The organism is Pseudomonas borbori, assembly GCF_900115555.1.
Taxonomy (GTDB): Bacteria; Pseudomonadota; Gammaproteobacteria; order Pseudomonadales; family Pseudomonadaceae; genus Aquipseudomonas; species Aquipseudomonas borbori.
On record NZ_FOWX01000021.1, the window covers coordinates 1 to 16,295 of the forward strand.

16 protein-coding genes and 3 pseudogenes are annotated in these 16,295 nt (G+C 63.1%); 8 read left to right on the top strand and 11 right to left on the bottom strand.

What is annotated here, in order from left to right:
* Positions 1-277, bottom strand: a pseudogene (locus BM315_RS15480) (IS110 family transposase); the annotation flags it as partial.
* 401 nt (positions 278-678) lie between these two features.
* Here BM315_RS15480 and BM315_RS15485 point away from each other — a divergent pair.
* The 5 genes from BM315_RS15485 (at position 679) to BM315_RS15505 (ending at position 3,954) form a co-directional block, all read left to right on the top strand.
* On the top strand, positions 679-1,623 hold the full coding sequence (locus BM315_RS15485) for a DUF2971 domain-containing protein (RefSeq protein ID WP_090502555.1): 945 nt from the start codon (positions 679-681) through the stop codon (positions 1,621-1,623).
* Positions 1,624-2,117: 494 nt separating this feature from the next.
* Positions 2,118-2,345, top strand: coding sequence for an ash family protein (locus BM315_RS25510; RefSeq protein WP_090502557.1), 228 nt, complete (start codon positions 2,118-2,120; stop codon positions 2,343-2,345).
* The gene (locus tag BM315_RS15495; RefSeq protein WP_090502559.1) at positions 2,338-2,613 is read left to right on the top strand and encodes a hypothetical protein; all 276 of its coding nucleotides are present in this window, start codon (positions 2,338-2,340) and stop codon (positions 2,611-2,613) included. Before BM315_RS25510 ends, BM315_RS15495 begins: the two co-directional genes overlap by 8 nt.
* On the top strand, positions 2,606-2,902 hold the full coding sequence (locus tag BM315_RS15500) for a LasR-specific antiactivator QslA (protein ID WP_090502560.1): 297 nt from the start codon (positions 2,606-2,608) through the stop codon (positions 2,900-2,902). The genes BM315_RS15495 and BM315_RS15500 overlap by 8 nt, the downstream gene beginning before the upstream one ends.
* Before the next feature lie 572 nt (positions 2,903-3,474).
* Entirely contained in the window at positions 3,475-3,954 is a 480-nt protein-coding gene (locus tag BM315_RS15505; protein ID WP_090502562.1) for a VOC family protein, read from the top strand.
* A gap of 474 nt (positions 3,955-4,428) precedes the next feature.
* Here the strand turns inward: BM315_RS15505 and BM315_RS15510 are convergent, their stop codons facing one another.
* The gene (locus tag BM315_RS15510) at positions 4,429-4,629 is read right to left on the bottom strand and encodes a hypothetical protein (RefSeq protein WP_090502706.1); all 201 of its coding nucleotides are present in this window, start codon (positions 4,627-4,629) and stop codon (positions 4,429-4,431) included.
* Between the two features lie 5 nt (positions 4,630-4,634).
* Positions 4,635-5,078, bottom strand: a complete 444-nt coding sequence (locus BM315_RS15515; RefSeq protein ID WP_212632965.1) for a BrnT family toxin — start codon at positions 5,076-5,078, stop codon at positions 4,635-4,637.
* Between the two features lie 83 nt (positions 5,079-5,161).
* Between BM315_RS15515 and tnpA the strand changes: the two are divergent.
* Together tnpA and BM315_RS15525 are read left to right on the top strand one after the other, a co-directional pair.
* Positions 5,162-5,410 (top strand): annotated as a pseudogene (gene tnpA, locus BM315_RS15520) (IS200/IS605 family transposase); the annotation flags it as partial.
* A 112-nt stretch (positions 5,411-5,522) separates the two neighbouring features.
* On the top strand, positions 5,523-6,656 hold the full coding sequence (locus tag BM315_RS15525) for an aminotransferase class V-fold PLP-dependent enzyme (RefSeq protein ID WP_090502710.1): 1,134 nt from the start codon (positions 5,523-5,525) through the stop codon (positions 6,654-6,656).
* A 152-nt stretch (positions 6,657-6,808) separates the two neighbouring features.
* On the opposite strand, the gene BM315_RS15530 is transcribed toward BM315_RS15525, so the two are convergent.
* Positions 6,809-7,279, bottom strand: coding sequence for a hemerythrin domain-containing protein (locus BM315_RS15530; protein WP_090502564.1), 471 nt, complete (start codon positions 7,277-7,279; stop codon positions 6,809-6,811).
* 473 nt (positions 7,280-7,752) lie between these two features.
* Positions 7,753-8,238: an outer membrane lipoprotein gene (locus BM315_RS15535; RefSeq protein WP_090502566.1), complete on the bottom strand. Its 486-nt coding sequence runs from the start codon at positions 8,236-8,238 to the stop codon at positions 7,753-7,755.
* Between the two features lie 203 nt (positions 8,239-8,441).
* Here BM315_RS15535 and BM315_RS15540 point away from each other — a divergent pair, with 203 nt between their 5' ends.
* A complete protein-coding gene (locus BM315_RS15540) occupies positions 8,442-9,341 on the top strand; it encodes a DMT family transporter (protein ID WP_090502568.1) in 900 nt (299 codons plus the stop codon).
* A gap of 63 nt (positions 9,342-9,404) precedes the next feature.
* Here the strand turns inward: BM315_RS15540 and BM315_RS15545 are convergent, their stop codons facing one another.
* The 6 genes and pseudogenes from BM315_RS15545 to BM315_RS15570 all read right to left on the bottom strand — a co-directional run bounded on the left by BM315_RS15545 (position 9,405) and on the right by BM315_RS15570 (position 16,294).
* Positions 9,405-11,837 carry a bifunctional diguanylate cyclase/phosphodiesterase gene (locus BM315_RS15545; RefSeq protein ID WP_244527313.1) on the bottom strand — a complete coding sequence of 811 codons (2,433 nt, stop codon included), beginning with the start codon at positions 11,835-11,837 and terminating at the stop codon, positions 9,405-9,407.
* Between the two features lie 211 nt (positions 11,838-12,048).
* Positions 12,049-12,561 (bottom strand): annotated as a pseudogene (locus BM315_RS25515) (DUF2459 domain-containing protein); the annotation flags it as partial.
* Between the two features lie 222 nt (positions 12,562-12,783).
* The gene (locus BM315_RS15555) at positions 12,784-13,194 is read right to left on the bottom strand and encodes a hypothetical protein (protein WP_425287790.1); all 411 of its coding nucleotides are present in this window, start codon (positions 13,192-13,194) and stop codon (positions 12,784-12,786) included.
* Complete coding sequence (locus BM315_RS15560; protein ID WP_090502572.1) at positions 13,195-14,025, bottom strand: SDR family oxidoreductase; 831 nt, start codon at positions 14,023-14,025, stop codon at positions 13,195-13,197.
* A gap of 237 nt (positions 14,026-14,262) precedes the next feature.
* Entirely contained in the window at positions 14,263-14,727 is a 465-nt protein-coding gene (locus tag BM315_RS15565; protein ID WP_090502574.1) for a multidrug transporter, read from the bottom strand.
* A gap of 127 nt (positions 14,728-14,854) precedes the next feature.
* Entirely contained in the window at positions 14,855-16,294 is a 1,440-nt protein-coding gene (locus BM315_RS15570) for a mannose-1-phosphate guanylyltransferase/mannose-6-phosphate isomerase (protein ID WP_090502576.1), read from the bottom strand.
* Position 16,295 lies beyond the last annotated feature (1 nt).

The window sequence follows — 16,295 nt, forward strand, 5'->3', positions numbered from 1 at the left end:
CCACGAAGTCGTTCTTGTTGCTCTTCACGAACGGTCTGACAAATTGCGGTGAGATCAGTTTGGCGACGTGTCCGAGCTTGTTGAGCTCCCGCGCCGTGAAGTGGGCTCCGGCACAGGCCTCCATGACCACCGTGCAGGCTGGCAGATTGCCGAAGAGCCGCATCATCTGCAGTCGCGAGAATTTCTTGCGAAAGACCGCCCGGCCTGCCCCATCCTGACCATGCAGATGGAAGCTGTGCTTGCCGAGATCGATACCCACCAGTGCAACTTTGTTCATGGCGATGGCCTCCGAGATAAACCCAGCGAGAGCATAGCCCTCGCGGGGTGTGGGGGTGACCATCTCATTACGTAGGCGCTGCTTTGAGGTCTGCGCGGCTACGTGAATTCTGCTGGCGTGTGGCTAATCAGCAGACCCGGAATTTACATAGAGGCGCGATTTTCGTTCCGTCTCTGGCCCTCAAATCTGCTCAAAAACGTTTTTACACAACCTCGGCCAAGAGCTGACGTCCGCGAGTGACTGCGATGGGCCGAAGCACGTAGCCTGTTTACACCCTGTGCTCACAGGACTTGCTCCATTAAAGCGAAGTCCTTAGAAACGGCCGAGGAACTCGAAACCGCGGTTACTCGGTGGCAGCTGATATCCTATACAGGATTTCGTCGATCACGAAGGAGGTTCGTATGCGCGAACAGTGGATGGAAACGCTGAGGGAATTTTTCTTTGCACAGACTATTGATGCCCGGGAAGTCGACCAAATAGTTCGGTTTAAGCACCGGTACATACCAAAACGATTATTCAAATACAGAGAGGTCTCAGAATACTCGCTGAGCAATCTGTCAAATGACACGTTGTGGTGTGCAAGAGCAAATAGCTTCAACGATCCGTACGACTGCGCTCTCAGCGTCGAGCTGTCGCCACTTTGTGAGTTGGCCGTCACTTCGGCTAGGAAACTTGGCTTCTTCACCCCGGATGAGATTGGGTCAATCGAGCAAGCTGAAGACCCGATGCAAAAACTACTGGAGCTCTCTGCCTCTAAGAACACCGGAGTTCCTGCTGAGCAGTTCTATGCGCTCCGGGACAAGGTGGAGGAGGCTCGAGCGACAGCGAAGGTCGGGATTCTCGACAAGATGAACAACGGATTGCGTAGCGCATACAAGATCTGCTCACTTTGTCAGCGGATCGACTCATTGCTTATGTGGAGCCACTACACCAGAAACCATCAAGGTTTTGCCATGGAGTACGACTTCACCCGTCTCCCCCAGCAGAGTCCTGTGGCTAGATTCCTCTGGCCAGTCATATACGACGAGAAGATATATGACGCGTCGCACGTTTTTGTAAGAAAGTCACCGGATGATCCAGTGAACAATATGTTTGCGGTAGGTGCCGCCATTCATAAAGCGCTTGATTGGCAGTACGAGCAGGAGTGGCGAATTGTCGTGCCAGACGGTGAGAGTGAGCCGCCCAAAAACATCCCTGTTCCCAAACCAGTTGCCGTCTACCTCGGGGCAGCAATGGAGCCAGAGAAAGCGGAGAAGGTCATCGGTATTGCTGATAGCAAAGACATTCCAGTCTTCAAGATGCAGCTTTCCCGCTCCGAGTTCAAAATGGTGCCGGTATCAATTTAGCGCTGAACTCACGTACCCTCATTGCTTTGACGTAGAGACGCAGGGAGATAGAGCGTCATCTCTGCAGGTGCGTGCCGAGCTGAGGGTGGATGGCGTGCCCCGATCGGCCTGGTGTGCGTCATCTCGCCTGCGCAGCTGGCCGAGGCCATTGGGCGCGTGTGATCTGCGCTGGACGTAGGGCGTGGCACTCTTGCCAATTCCGAGTGCCGTTACGTAGGCTTCTACGAACGCACCAGCATGATCCAGGGGAGCTTCCATTTCTGGCCGGTTCCTGTCAGTCAGGATAGGCCGAACCTAGCCATTCATGACCGGTTCAGGTTGACTTAACCGATTGTTATCTCCCCTCGGGCTTGCCCATCGCTCGTCGCCGGGCTAGAGTTCGCCCGTCGCGGTCAATCCCGTGGCCGGGCGTCGCAACCCGTGTTTTGTCTGAGGCGCGGAAGCGCCATAGCTGAGTAGCCGGCGCTTTTTTTGTGCCCGGCTATCGCATTTCTATGGTGGGCCGTGCGGGGCAGGCTTCGGCCTGGCCGGTTCCCTCGGACGCCGGTATTGCGACCCCCGTACGGTCCGCCACCCATAACCGTGTCGCAACGGCGGGCGGCGGCTCCTTAATCAGTTCGAGGAGCATAAGGAAAATGCGCTACCCACCTTTTACCCAAGGGCTCCACCTTGGGCTCTGCTGTTTGTCATCTGCCTCCGCCCTGGAGGTGCTTCATGACTAGCTCCAACCCCGCTGTTATCGCCTTTCCGAAACGTGTCGAGCCGCTCGACGGCATCGATTTTTCCGCCTGTCGCTTTCAGGCGGAGGCCGAGTTGCGGGTGGCGATGCTGCACAAGCTGTTCAACATTCTGGCTCGCTCGGGAGCGGCTACGGCCGCCGCAAGGGACTTGCACGAGCTCTGCCAGAACGCCCACGAAATGCTCAACGATGTGATGGTGCTGTACCGCGGTTCGCTGACGCAGGCACAGGGGAGGGTTGGCGATGAATAAGCCCTTTACCAGTTTCCTGCCCAGCCATGATGGTCAGCGCAGCGCAGTGATCGAGTGGCCGTGGGATTGCCAGCAGGCCTTCGACAAGGGCGTGGCCTGCGCCCAGACCTGGTTGAGCAACAACGACACCGGCTGGCTGTGGGCCGACCTGATCATCGAGCGCGACGTGCTGCCCGGCGGGCTGCAACGGCGGGCCTTCGAGGTCGGTTTTCTCAGCCGGGTGCATCAGCGCTTGTGTTCGCCGTTCGGCGGCAATCACCAGGCCAGGAAGACCTGTTTGAACCTCTGAGCCCAGGGCGCGACTCGCCACAGGCAGTACGCCGAGGCTTGGCGGGCTGTGGCGAGGCCGCCCAACTTGGGAACAGTCAGGGACAAACCACGGTATTGATGCTGATGGCAGCTTGTGGCCGTTATGCAAACGGGTTGAGCATTTCCCCCTGATTCAAGGCTGCTCTAACCGACAGCTCCTGGCCGCTCGCCGCCAGTCGCCACCCGCCGCCTCCCTTTTGCAGACGGTCACAGATGAGGTTCTGGGCAAAATACCGGTCTGCCGGCGAGGAGGCTGTCTCGCAATAATCATCGCTCAAGCGGCTGCGGCTGACCTGTGCAGGGCGCGTGGGGCCGCCTAGGCTGCGCGTACCACTGATAACCCCTGGTGCGCACGGCGCACCCTACGAGCCGGTGTCATCGAACAATCGGGGACAAGGTATTGATGCGGGTGGGCCGCTCCTCGCCGGTTCCTGCCTGTCGCCAACGGCAGCTCCATTGGGTCGATAGCAGGCGGTAAGCATGCTCTGCTGCCTCTCCAGGCTGCCTTCGAGGCTAGAATCAACGGGTCAGTCGCAATCTTGGAGAACCAGGATGATCAGCAAAAATACGATTTGCCTCTGGTACGACGGCACCGCGTTGGATGCTGCGACCTTCTACGCCAAGACGTTCCCGGACAGCGCTGTGGGTGCAGTCCATCGTGCGCCTGGCGACTATCCGGCGGGCAGGCAGGGCGATGTCCTGACGGTCGAGTTCACAGTGATGGGCATCCCCTGCCTCGGCCTGAACGGAGGGCCGGTGTTCAAGCACAGCGAGGCTTTCTCGTTTCAGGTTGCGACCGACGACCAAGCTGAAACGGATCGCTTGTGGAACGCGATTGTCGGAAACGGCGGCGAGGAAAGCGCATGCGGCTGGTGCAAGGACAAGTGGGGACTGTCGTGGCAGATCACGCCACGCGCATTGACGGCCGCGATAGCCAGTCCTGATCGAGCGGCGGCCAAGCGCGCGTTTGCAGCCATGATGACGATGAGGAAGATCGACATCGCCACGATCGAAGCTGCGCTGCAGGCTTAGCCCGCTCTGGCGGACGCGATCAATGTCCGCGTGCGGCGGTTTTGCCGGTCCCATGGGCCTGCAGCGACCCACAGCGGACTTGTTGCCTCGAGTTTTACCCGCTGTGCAACAGCCCGGAATTGGGCGAACCGGCCATGGCCTTGTGCTCGAGTTGCGCCATGGGCGGCTCCTCCGCCTCGCCATGCCCCCGCGCGCGCGGCGATCTGCCGCGGCTACCCCGCCGAGAAAAGCGCAAGTTCAGAATCAATGACACTGCCCCCATTGATCACACTTTGCGGCGCGATCGCGCCTTTGCTTCAGGTTGTCAAACCCGGCCACGGGATTGACCGTGACCGGCGCAGGATAGGCTGGGGGATGGGCAAGAGAGGAGTTGCAGTGTTAGCCGCTCATTGCTCCCGCGAAATTTCTTCCGGCTGCAAGTTGCGGCGTTTGTGTACAACGGTCACCAGCCATGGACACTACAGGCGCCTGGTGTTACTTCACACCCTCGATGAGGGCGATGTCTTTGCGCAATAAATCGTTGATGAGGGCAGTCAAAGCGACGCCCTTGCTGCGTGCGCGCTCCTCGAAATAATTGAGCACATCGTTGTCCAGGTACACCGGCAGATGCAGTTCGGCATCGGGGCGGTGGAACTTGCCGCGTTCGGCTCTGCTGAAATCGTACTCTTCACGCATGGTATTCACCCTTCGTACTGTTGCGTCTCGTGGCTCGTGGCCAAGCGGGCTGAGATCAAGCGGACATGGATATGGTCGCTGTCATCTTCTCGCCAAGTATGCACCACGACGACCAGTTTGCGATCACCGGCTTGGCCCAGGGTTATCCAGCGTTCCTCGCTCTGGCTGTGGTTTTCATCAAGGAGGCTGAGGGCCAGTGGATCGCGAAATACTTGCGCGGCCTCTTCGAAGCTGACCCCATGTTTGCGCAGGTTACTGGCTGCCTTCTTGGCATCCCATTCAAAGTGCAGATGCATGCGCATCATCCCGTTGGCCAGTGAGCGGTGATTGGTTGCCAGGCTGATGGCGGGTTTGCTGGGTGTGCCCCTCGCCAAAGACGGCGCTGCTGGGGTCATGCCCAAAACCACAACCAGTCGAGTGCACTGGCGGTTGCGCATGGTATAGGACAACTTATTGTCCATCACAAGGTTAAAACCACCGGCTTCCAGCCGGTCAGCTTTAGCGCCACCATGCGCAGCTGGAGGGCTGGCGCATGGATTACAGATACGGAAGTCACAGGGTCTACCAGATCGAGTATCACTTTGTCTGGGTGACCAAGTACCGCTACAAGGTACTGAGTGGGGAGGTGGCCGCGCGAGTACGCGAGTTGGTGAGGCAGACGTGTGAGGCGTTTGAGAACCGGATAGTAAAGGGTGTGGTGAGCAAGGATCACGTCCACATTCTGGTGAGTAGTCCGCCGAGTTTGGCGCCGAGCGAGATCATGAGACGGATCAAGGGGCGCGACGAGCAAGCTTTTTGCGGTTATTCCAAATCGAGCGGAGAACCATCTTGTCATTCATCCAGGCTTCGGGCAGGGTCGAGCGATATGCTCATCCCTGCCACAGGAGGCACTCATGTCTGACCGCTACCCGGATATCGATCCCGATGGCTTGATCGAATACTCGGTCGTCTACACCGACCGTTCTCTCAACCATATGTCGCAGTCGTTCCAGCGGGTGATGAACGACATCTCGCGTACCCTCAAGCAGGTCTACCACGCCGACGCCGTGGCGATAGTGCCCGGCAGCGGCACCTTTGGCATGGAGGCGGTGGCGCGCCAGTTGGCCAGCGGGCAGAAGTGCCTGGTGATCCGCAACGGCTGGTTCAGCTACCGCTGGACGCAGATCTTCGAGATGGGCGACATTCCGGCCGAGGCCCGGGTGCTCAAGGCCCGGCCGATCGAGGCCGGGCCCCAGGCCGCCTTCGCCCCGCCGCCGATCGAGGAGGTGGTCGCGACCATCCGGGCGCAGAAGCCGCAGTTGGTGTTCGCCCCGCATGTCGAGACTTCGTCGGGGATGATCCTGCCGGATGACTACCTGAGGGCTGTCGCCGACGCCGTGCACGCGGTCGGCGGTCTGTTCGTCCTCGACTGCATCGCCTCCGGCACGCTCTGGGTGGATATGCAGGCCTGTGGCATAGACGTGCTGATCAGCGCGCCGCAGAAAGGCTGGAGCGGTTCGCCCTGTTGCGCCCTGGTGATGCTCAGCGAGGCGGCCCGGCAGCGCGTCGAGGCGACCCAGAGCAGCAGCTTCGCCTGCGACCTGAAGAAGTGGCTGCAGATCATGCAGGCCTACGAGCAGGGCGGCCATGCCTACCACGCGACCATGCCGTGCGATGCCCTGGCGCGCTTTCGCGACGTGATGCAGGAAACCGAAAGTCTGGGTTTCGCCAAGGTGCGGGCGAAGCAGCAGGAACTGGGCGACCGGGTGCGTGCGCTGTTGACCCGCAAGGGCTTCAAGAGTGTCGCCGCCGCCGGCTTCCAGGCGCCCGGGGTGGTGGTCTGCTACACCGACGACGCGGAAATCAAGAGCGGCAAGAAGTTCGCCGCCCAGGGCCTGCAGATCGCCGCCGGGGTGCCGCTGCAGTGCGACGAGCCGGCGGACTTCCAGACCTTCCGCATCGGCCTGTTCGGCCTCGACAAGCTGAACGATATCGAGCGCAGCGTCAGTACTCTGGAGCAGGTGCTGGGCAAGATCGCCCAGGCTTGAGTGTCTGCGAACACCCTGCGCGCAACCCATTAGCTCGGGTAATACGGTGCGCAGGGTGCCGCTCGCCGCAGGCAGTGCACCAGGGGATTATCGGCGCGGCACAAAGCTGGCGGGCTGTCGCGGCGCTCCGAACGGACGGCGCCCGGGCTGCCCTACGCGCCGGATGTCTGCCACTGCTGCTTGATTTCCTGCCAGTGGTTGTCGCTCAGCCATTCATCCGCCAGGGGGAAGAAAATATATTCCTCGCTGTCCAGGTGGTCGTAGTACTTGCTGATGTAATCCTCGATGAAGGTGGCTATTTCACTCTGGGTAAGGTTCGAGTGCTCGAGCGCCTTGAGCCGGGCGGCAATCCGGGCGAAGCCCTGATGGTCGCGCTCTATTTCCAGCACGCGCGGATGCGCGGGGGCGCGGGTGGTTAACAGCAGGCGGCGGATAAGTTCTTCGTTCTGGTGGTGGCGGGTCTCGGCTTCGCCATGCAGAGACTCCAGTAGCGCAAAGAGCTGCTGCCGGTCGGCAGCGTCGCCAGCATCATTTTTCAGTTTGTCGAGCGGGCCTTTCATCTGGTCGATGGTGGCGGAAATGTTCTGGTGGTAGCGGTGAAGTTCCTCTAGCAAGGGGTGCATAGTCAGTCCTCACAGGCGAATGCCCTGGTGCCGTTTAGTACAGCTTAGGACAGTGCGAAATCCGCTAGTCGAAATCCGATGAGAGATCCCCCGTCGTTCAGACGCCGCGCTGGCGCGCAGCAAACCGGGGGGCAATTGCGCCTATCAGCTTGTGGGTACCTGTAGGCGCGGCGGGGACGCCCAGTTCCATAGCCGCGATGCGTTTCGCGGGCATGGCCCGCTCCTACAGGTCTTTGTGTAGGTTAAATTTCTATTTATAAAACAACGGGTTATTTATTGTTTGATGAGAGATTGAGCGTGGGAGACGCTTCAGCGGCGCTGGCGCGCAGCGCGCCTGATCGCGGCTATCGCGGCTAAAGCCCCTCCCACCAGTGGTTCGCCAGCATGGCAGCAATTGGACCACCACGGATGACCGTGGGAGGTGCTCTACGCTGCCTACTGTCTGCATACGACACTTGAGTGCTGGGGCAACACTAGTAGCGCTGCAGGGCACCATTGTCGATGCGCACGCGGTCGCCGACTCTCAGGTCGCCGATGCTGGGCTGGGTCAGTGTTTGATAGTCGCCGTTTTCCATGCGTACGGTTATCCGGTAGGCGTTCTCAGCCTGTTTACGCTTCTCCAGCTGGTGGCCGATATAGGCACCGCCTGCCGCCCCGGCGATGGTCGCCGCCGTGTTGCCGCTGCCCGAGCCTACCTGGTGACCTGCCACGCCGCCGATCACCGCCCCAGCCACAGTACCCAGGCCGATGCCGGTGCCGCCGACGCCCTGATACTCCTGCGCGACGCTGTCAATCGACTCCACCCTGCCGTAGCCGGAGTAGATGCCGCCGGGTGCCGCACTGCCCTGGTACGGCCCCTGCGAGTAGGGCGTAGCGGGCGGGGGCGTGGACATGCACGCGCTGAGCGCAAGGACACCGGCCAACCCGAGCATGGAGCCGAATCTGTTGATTGTCGTCATAAGCAATTTCCTCTGGTGGCGCCTGTTGCCGGCGGCCTCTTGCTATTGACCACGGCCGCGGAGAAAAGTCCGCCTGGTCCGCCGCGTTGCAGGTGGGGGCAATGCGGCTTGCGTGCGGCGGCTGCCCGACAAAACCCGCAACTTTGTGCAAGCGCCAGCACCCGACACGGCGCAGACTGCGGGCATCTACCGGGAGTCTTGCGATGAATCTGGCGTTGTATCTGTTAACCGTGCTGATCTGGGGCACCACCTGGATCGCCATCAAACTGCAGATGGGCGAGGTGGCGATTGCCGCCTCGATTGCCTATCGCTTCGCCCTGGCGGCCGCGGTGCTGTTTGCCCTGTTGCTGCTCAGCGGCCGCCTGCAGAAGCTCGACAGGCGTGGCCAGGTGATCTGCCTGATCCAGGGCTTGTGCCTGTTCTGCATCAACTTCCTGTGTTTCTACACCGCCAGCCAGTGGATCCCCAGCGGGCTGATCGCGGTGATCTTCTCCACGGCGACCTTGTGGAATGCGCTGAATGCCCGGCTGTTCTTCAAGCAGAAGATCGCCGCCAATGTGCTGGCCGGTGGCGCCCTGGGCCTGGGTGGCCTCGGCCTGCTGTTCTGGCCCGAGCTGGCCGGCCATGCGGCCAGTCGGGAAACCCTGCTGGGCATCGGCTTGTCGCTGCTCGGCACCCTGTGTTTTTCCGCTGGCAATCTGCTCTCCAGCCTGCAGCAGAAGGCCGGTCTCAAGCCGCTGACCACCAACGCCTGGGGCATGCTTTACGGCGCCTCGATGCTGGTGGCGATCTGTCTGATCAACGGCACACCGTTCGGCTTCGAGTGGAGCACGCGCTATGTCGGTTCGCTGCTGTACCTGGCGATTCCCGGTTCGGTGATCGGCTTCACCGCCTACCTGACCCTGGTCGGACGCATGGGTCCGGAGCGCGCGGCCTACTGCACGGTGCTGTTCCCGGTGGTGGCGCTGAATATCTCGGTGTTCGTCGAGGGCTACCAGTGGACCGCGCCGGCGTTGTTCGGCCTGCTGCTGGTGATGCTCGGCAACGTGCTGGTGTTTCGCAAGCCGAAAGCCGCGCCGCGGCTGGCGCGGGCCACGGGCTGAACGGGGTCTTGACCGGTGGTGCGCGCGGCGCACCCTACGGGACCAGCAATCGAGGCGCGTTGGTCAGTGCCAGCTCGACAAGGCTTCCCAGTTGCGGAAGCTGTTGCCGGGGATTGGTTGGCTGATCGAGAAGCCCTGGGCGATGTCGCAACCGAAGTTGCCCAGGCGGGTCAGGGTTTCCTGGTTCTCCACGCCCTCGGCGACCACCTCTAGGTCGAGGTTGTGCGCCAGTTCGACGATGGAGCGCACGATCTTCGCCGAATCATCGTCGTCGCTGAGCATGGGAATGACGAAGGACTGGTCGATCTTCAGCGAATCCACCGGCAATTTCTGCAGGTAGGCCAGCGAGGAATAGCCGGTGCCGAAGTCGTCGATGGTCAGCCGGCTGTCAAGGTTCTTCAGTTGGGTCAGGGTCTCCAGCGCCGCTACCGGGTCTTCCATCAGCGCGCTTTCGGTCAGCTCGAATTCGATCCAGTCGGGTTCGGCGCCCCAGGTCGAGAAGGCGCCGCGAATCCGTTCGAGCAGCTTGGGGTCGCGCAGGTCGTGGGCCGACAGATTGATCGAGATCGGTCGAGGGTCGCCTTCCTGATGCCAGGCATAGCTCTGGCCCAGCGCCGCGTCGAGCACCCAGTAAGTGAGCGGGGTGATCAGCCCGGCGTTCTCGGCCAACTTGATGAAGTCGTTGGGCGGCAGCAGGCCGTGCTGCGGATGCTGCCAGCGCACCAGGGCTTCGCTGCCGCACACCGTATTGGTGGCGATCTGCAGTTTCGGTTGGTAGTGCAGCAGCAGTTGGTTGCCGTCGATCGCCCGGCGCAGTTCGCTCATCAGGGTCAGGTGCTGGGCGCATTCGCGATCCAGGCCGCCCTGGAACAGCGCATAGCCGGTACTGGAGCGCTTGGCCTGGTCCATGGCGCTGGCCGAGCGACGGATCAGGGCGTCCGGGTCGGTGCCGTGGCCGGGGTAGAGGGCGATGCCGATGCTGGCGCGGGTATCGAGGAGCAGCCCGGACAGGTCGATCGGCTCGTACAGCGCCACCAGGATCTTCTGCGCCAGTTGCGAGGCCTGCTCGGCGCCGCCGCTGGGCATCAGCACGGCGTACTCGCTTTCGCCGATGTGCGCCAGGGTGTTGCTTGCGCCCACCGCCAGGACCAGACGCGCGGCGATGGCTTGCTGCAGGCGGTCGCCTTCGCGGTAGCCGAGGGTTTCGTTGATCGCCTGGTTGCGCCCGACCTCCAGTTGCAACAGCCCGAGCGCCCGATGCTCCTGCCTGGCTTCGGCTATCGCCTCTTCCAGCAACTCGCGCAGGCGCAGGCGGTTGGGCAGGCCGGTCAGCTCGTCGGTATAGGCCATGCGCCTGATGGTGGCCTCCGCCTCGGCGGCCCTGCGGCGGGTGCGCAGGGTGGCGATGCCGAAGCCCAGGTCGTTGGCGGCGGCGAACAGCAGTTCGACCTCCTGCTCGTCGAAGGCGTCGGCTTCCGCGGCCGAGATGTCGAGGGTGCCGATCAATGCGCCTTCGACTCGTAGTGGCAGCGAAATGAAGGAGACGTAGCCGCGTTTTAGCGCCTCGTCGCGTAGCGCAGCGGTATCGGCGGCGTTGACAGCGTCACGCATCACTTGCTTCACGTATGGCTGGCCGCTCTCCAGGGTGGCGTCGAAGCGCCTCATGAAGGTCTGGCCTTCCTCGCCGCTCATCCAGGCCTGGGCGAGGTCGAGAAAGCCCTCCTCAAAGCCCGCATAGGCCACGTAGTGGTAGGGTTCTGTTGGGTTGTCTTGGCGATAGGCGACCCAGGCCAGTCGGTAGCTGCAATCCTGCACCAGCACCCGGCAGACTTCCTTGAGCAACGAGGGCTCGTCGTCGGCGTGGATCAGCGCATGGTTGACCGCCACCCGCGTCGACAGGGCGCGGTTGAGGCGCTGGATCTCCTGTTCCGCCTGGGCGCGCCGGGCCTTGCTGCGCAGGGTTTCGATGCCGAATGCCAGGTCCTCGGCGGCTTCGCTGAGCAGCTCCATTTCTTGCGGGCCGAAGGCGTCCGGTTCCGGTGCGCCGATGCCGAGAGCCCCGAAGATCTCGCCCTCGACCCGTAGCGGCAGCGACATCACCGAGGCGATGCCGTGGGCCGTCGCTCCTTCACGCCAAGGCGCGGTGTTCGGGTCGGTCAGCAGGTTGTGGGTCAGGCTCAGCTGGCCGGTGCGGATCGCGGTGCCGGAGGGGCCGTGGCCGCGCTCGTTGTCGGCCCAGGAGATATTCAGCGAGTCGACGTAGGCCTGTTCGACCCCGGCATGGGCCACGGGGGTGACCGTTTGCGCCGGATCGTGCTCGGCGCGGCCAACCCAGGCCAGGCGGTAACCGGCCTGCTCGACTATGACCCGACAGATATCCTGGAGCAGGGTGGCCTCGTCTTCGGCACGCAGCAGCGCGCGGTTGCAGCCGCTCAGGGTGCGCAGCGCACGGTTGAGGCAAAGGTGTTCCTGACTGGTGGAACTTGTGGTTGGCACGGCTCGCCTCCAACTCATGCACGGTCTGCCTTGAGTATAGAACCGCGGGACGCCGCGAGGTTCCCGCTGTTGAGGCCGCCGCGCGCGGCTCAGTGGGCGGGCAGGCCCGGTGCAGGGCGGACATGAGTTGGCTCGCCGTTATCACCTCGCCCGGCGAGAGCGGACAGCCGCTTGCGGCCAGCGCCTCGGCCACCCAGGTATTGCACGTGCGCCGCATCGAGTAGTGGCCTGTGGCCCGGTAGAAACGGCTGCCGGGATACAGGCCAGGCCCGATCGGGGCCGGGGCATCTGCAGGAGTGCGGGTGAAGCTGGCGGCGACGAACGCCAGCAGTTGCCGGTAGCCGTCCTCGCTGACCCGTACTGCGACGCCTTCGCTGGCGGCAAAACCTCGTCCGGGATCGCCGCTGATCGGCAGCACATGCAATACGCTGGCGGTCGGCCAGAGCAGGGCTCGCAGGGTCAGGCCCAGGGTCGCCTGCGGGGCGCGGTAGAAATCCTCGTCGCCCCAGCCGAGTTCGAGGAAGTCGCCGTCGTCGAACGCCTCGGCCAATCCGGGGAGGACTTCGAGCAGGTCGGCGCGGGCGATCTGCAGCCCGGTATGCAGGCCATGATTCACCACATACAGGGTCCGCCACGCGCCGTCCGTGCGCTGCAGCGCCGACGGGGCCGGCGCGCTGGTGCAGCCGAACAGGACCAGGCTGAAGAGCAGCAGTGCGATGCGCATAGGCGATGGCCTATTGAGCGGCTGAGGGGAACTCTAGTCAGCATAGAAGCTGGAGTGCGCTGCGAGCTTGGCCGTGGGATTGATCGGGTGGGTTAGGTGCATGTTGCCGACAGTGATGAACCCGCAAGATCCGCTGCGCCGTAACCCACCATAGGCGCTACGCAGGGATATCGCCCGGTGGGTTACGCGGCGCGCCACGATGGCGGTGCCCGATCAGCGCCGCTAACCCAGCCTACGCCGCGGGAAAATCCGCGCGGAGAACAGCAACTGGGCGAACAGCGGATAGCACAGGTAGTGCAGGGCGAGGAGCAGCATGCCCATGGGGCTGGGGTCGTCCTTGAGCGCCATCATGGCCAGCAGGCCGAGATAGAGCAGCGCCAGGGCCCCGCCATAGAGCCAGACCAGGTGCCGCCGTTCGCTGGGCAGTGGCGCGCGGTGCTGGCGGGCGGCAAACCAGAGGGCCATGGCGGCGGCGACCGCGGCGGCGATCAGCAGGGTGGTCAGCAGGCCGCCGAGTCTGACGAAGGTGCGCAGCAGCAGGTTGAGTATTATCACCGCCGCTACGCCCGTCAGGGCCAGGCGGGCCATGGGCACGGCGGCAGGGCGCGGAGTCGGATCGGTCGAGGGTTGCATTCAGAGGCTCCGGTTCAGCAGGAAGCGTTTTTTCAGTACAGCCTCGAGCAGGCGTTGCGGCAACAGCGCGGCCAGCAGCGGCAGGGCGCGGCTGCCATTGCCCAGACGCAGCAGGCGCGGGCGCTTGGCGCGTTGCACGGCGGCGAGCAGGTGGCGGGCGAAGTGGCTGGCAGGCGTGGGATTGTCCTGGGAGGCGTTGGCACGGGCGCGAATGCCCTCGCGCAGCGGCCACCAGGGCGAGGCCTGGTCGATCAGCTGTTCGGCCTGCTGGCTGGCATTGGCGCCGAAGCTGGAGGCAATGGCACCGGGCTGCACCTCCATCACCTCGATGGCGAAGGGCGCCAGCTCCAGGCGCAGGGCATCGGAGAGGGCATGCACCGCGGCTTTCGAGGCGCAGTAGGCGCCGGCGAAGGGGGTGACCAGCAGACCGGAGACGCTGCCGATATTCACCACCAGGCCCTTGTTGCGCCGCAGCAGGGGAAACAACGCGCGGGTCACGCCGACGATGGCGAATACATTGGTCTCGAACTGCCGGCGCATGGCCTCTACGCCGCCATCCAGTAGCGGCCCCATGGCGCCGTAACCGGCGTTGTTGATCAGCACGTCCAGACCGCCGATCTCTGTCTGCATGCGTTCGGCCAGCTGGCCCAGCCCCAGGCCGTCGTTGACGTCCAGTTGCACCGCGGTAAACCCGGCCGCCTCGAGCGTGGCGAGGTCGGCCTTCTTGCGGGCGGTGGCCCACACCCGATAACCGGCCTGGTGGAAGGCGTCGGCCAGGGCGCGACCGATGCCGCTGGAGCATCCGGTGATCAGGACGGTGGGCTGGGTCATGCGGGCATCCTTGTGGTTATACGTATTAGGCCGCTAAAAACGTAGGCGAGGCAGGCAAGACAAGGCGAAAACAGGCGAGGAAGCGGACTGGGCTCGCACGCGAGTTTACTGTTGTAAATGAGCATTACTCGCTTCGCTCGCCCTGCGGGCCGCGCTGAAGCGCGTTAGCCGCAAGCGGCTTTCCGAGCCTGTTTTTAACGCCCCTCTCGTGTCAAGAGGGCCAACGCAGGTAGTTTTTCAGCGACTGAAACTGCCTTGCAGGCGTTCGGCGCGAAATTCCAGGGTGCTGGCGCGGTAGCCGCTGCGCAGGCTCGGCAGGGGCAGGCAGTCTTGCCAGGTGGCGCCGGGCAGCAGTTCGCCGGGGCCGCTGTAGCGGGGGGATTCGTAGAGGCGTTCGGCGAGGTTGGCACTGTCGCCGGGGCGGTAGGCGGCGATCTGCCAGCGCAGTTCGAGCAGCGCGGCTGTGCTGCCGTTCTTCAGGGTCAGGGCCAGCGGACGGTTGGCCGGGCAGTTCTGTGGGTCGTAGACCAGGCGCAGTTCAAGATGCGCCAGATGGCGCGTCTCGCGGCTTTCCTGCCAGAGCACCCAGCTGGCCACCAGGCCCAGGCCGATCAGCGCGGCGAGGGAGATGGGCAGGGCTTTGCTCGGGTAGCGGATCAGCAGGATCAGCCAGCTCAGAACCAGTATCGCGCCGAATAGCATAGGGAGTGGGCCTTGGTGGACATCACAGAGCCTATCCTACACAAGGCCGGGGCGACTTGCGCCGTGCTGGCGCCGGCCCTTGCTGTGGCAAGGGCCGGCGTCTGTTTGCTGAGGGTTTAGAGGCGGCTCAGCGGGCGACGAGGCTCAGCGGGGTTGCCTGGCTGCGGCCGTAGACGTCTTCCAGGCGTTCGATGTCGTCTTCGCCGAGGTAGCTGCCCGATTGCACCTCGATGATTTCCAGGGGGATCTTGCCGGGGTTGCTCAGGCGATGCACCGCGGTCATCGGAATGTAGGTGGACTGGTTTTCGGTGAGCAGGAACACCTTGTCGGCACAGGTCACCTCGGCGGTGCCGGACACCACGATCCAGTGTTCGGCGCGGTGGTGGTGCATCTGCAGGGACAGGGTGGCGCCGGGTTTGACCGAGATATGCTTGACTTGGAAGCGTCCGCCCATGTCCACCGAGTCGTAGGAACCCCAGGGCCGGTAGACCTCGCAATGGTTCTGGGTTTCGCTGCGGCCCTGCTCGTTGAGCTGGTTGACCACGGTCTTGACGTCCTGCACATGGTCGCGGTGGGCGATCATCATGGCGTCCTTGGTTTCCACCACCACGATGTCGTCCAGGCCGATCACCGAGACCAGCTTGCCGTTGCCATGCACCAGGCAATTGCGGCTGTTGTGCAGCATGACATCGCCCTTGGTGACGTTGCCGTGGCGGTCCTTGTCGTGCACGTCCCAGATCGATGACCAGCTGCCGACATCGTTCCAGCCGGCATCGAGTGGTACCACGCAGGCGCGGCTGGTCTTTTCCATTACCGAGTAGTCGATCGAGTTATCCGGGCAGCACTCGAAGGTGGCGGCGTCGATGGTGATGACATCACCCTCGACCTGGCTGCGTTCCAGTGCCAGCAGGCAGGTGTCGTAGATGTCGGCGTCGTGTTTCTTCAGCTCTTCCAGGTAGCGGCTGGCGCGGAACAGGAACATGCCGCTGTTCCAGAAGTAGTCGCCCGAGGCGACGAATTCACGGGCGCGGGCTTCATCGGGTTTTTCGACGAAAGACTGCACGCGAATCACGCCTTCAGGCAGCGCGGCGTCGGCCACCGATTTGATGTAGCCATAACCGGTTTCCGGACGCAGGGCCGGAATGCCGAACAGCACCATTTCGCCACGTTCGGCGGCTTTGCTGGCCAGCGCCAGGGCGTCCTCGAAGGCCTGCTGGTTCTCCAGCACGTGGTCGGCGGGGAGGACCAGCAACAGTTCGTCGCGGCCTTCGGCGAGCAGCTGCATGGCGGCGATGGCCACCGCCGGCGCGGTGTTGCGGCCGAAGGGTTCGAGCAGGATCGCCTGGGTGGCCAGCTGCTGGCTGTGCAGCTGTTCCTGGACGATGAAGCGGTGTTCCTTGTTGCACACCAGCAGCGGCGCCTGCATGCCGTCGAAGGCCAGGCGCTTGATGGTTTGCTGGAACAGGGTGTCCGTGCCGGTGAGGGCGAGGAACTGCTTGGGGTACTGCTTGCGTGAGAGGGGCCAAAGGCGCGAACCGCTGCCACCGGAAAGAATTACTGGAATCATG

Bases quoted from the DNA above. Each gene is read 5' to 3' on its own strand.
- BM315_RS15485 (WP_090502555.1), top strand. From the start codon at position 679: ATGCGCGAACAGTGGATGGAAACGCTGAGGGAATTTTTCTTTGCACAG.
- BM315_RS25510 (WP_090502557.1), top strand. From the start codon at position 2,118: ATGGTGGGCCGTGCGGGGCAGGCTTCGGCCTGGCCGGTTCCCTCGGAC.
- BM315_RS15495 (WP_090502559.1), top strand. From the start codon at position 2,338: ATGACTAGCTCCAACCCCGCTGTTATCGCCTTTCCGAAACGTGTCGAG.
- BM315_RS15500 (WP_090502560.1), top strand. From the start codon at position 2,606: ATGAATAAGCCCTTTACCAGTTTCCTGCCCAGCCATGATGGTCAGCGC.
- BM315_RS15505 (WP_090502562.1), top strand. From the start codon at position 3,475: ATGATCAGCAAAAATACGATTTGCCTCTGGTACGACGGCACCGCGTTG.
- BM315_RS15510 (WP_090502706.1), bottom strand. From the start codon at position 4,629: ATGCGTGAAGAGTACGATTTCAGCAGAGCCGAACGCGGCAAGTTCCAC.
- BM315_RS15525 (WP_090502710.1), top strand. From the start codon at position 5,523: ATGTCTGACCGCTACCCGGATATCGATCCCGATGGCTTGATCGAATAC.
- BM315_RS15530 (WP_090502564.1), bottom strand. From the start codon at position 7,279: ATGCACCCCTTGCTAGAGGAACTTCACCGCTACCACCAGAACATTTCC.
- BM315_RS15535 (WP_090502566.1), bottom strand. From the start codon at position 8,238: ATGACGACAATCAACAGATTCGGCTCCATGCTCGGGTTGGCCGGTGTC.
- BM315_RS15540 (WP_090502568.1), top strand. From the start codon at position 8,442: ATGAATCTGGCGTTGTATCTGTTAACCGTGCTGATCTGGGGCACCACC.
- BM315_RS15555 (WP_425287790.1), bottom strand. From the start codon at position 13,194: ATGCAACCCTCGACCGATCCGACTCCGCGCCCTGCCGCCGTGCCCATG.
- BM315_RS15560 (WP_090502572.1), bottom strand. From the start codon at position 14,025: ATGACCCAGCCCACCGTCCTGATCACCGGATGCTCCAGCGGCATCGGT.
- BM315_RS15565 (WP_090502574.1), bottom strand. From the start codon at position 14,727: ATGCTATTCGGCGCGATACTGGTTCTGAGCTGGCTGATCCTGCTGATC.
- BM315_RS15570 (WP_090502576.1), bottom strand. From the start codon at position 16,294: ATGATTCCAGTAATTCTTTCCGGTGGCAGCGGTTCGCGCCTTTGGCCC.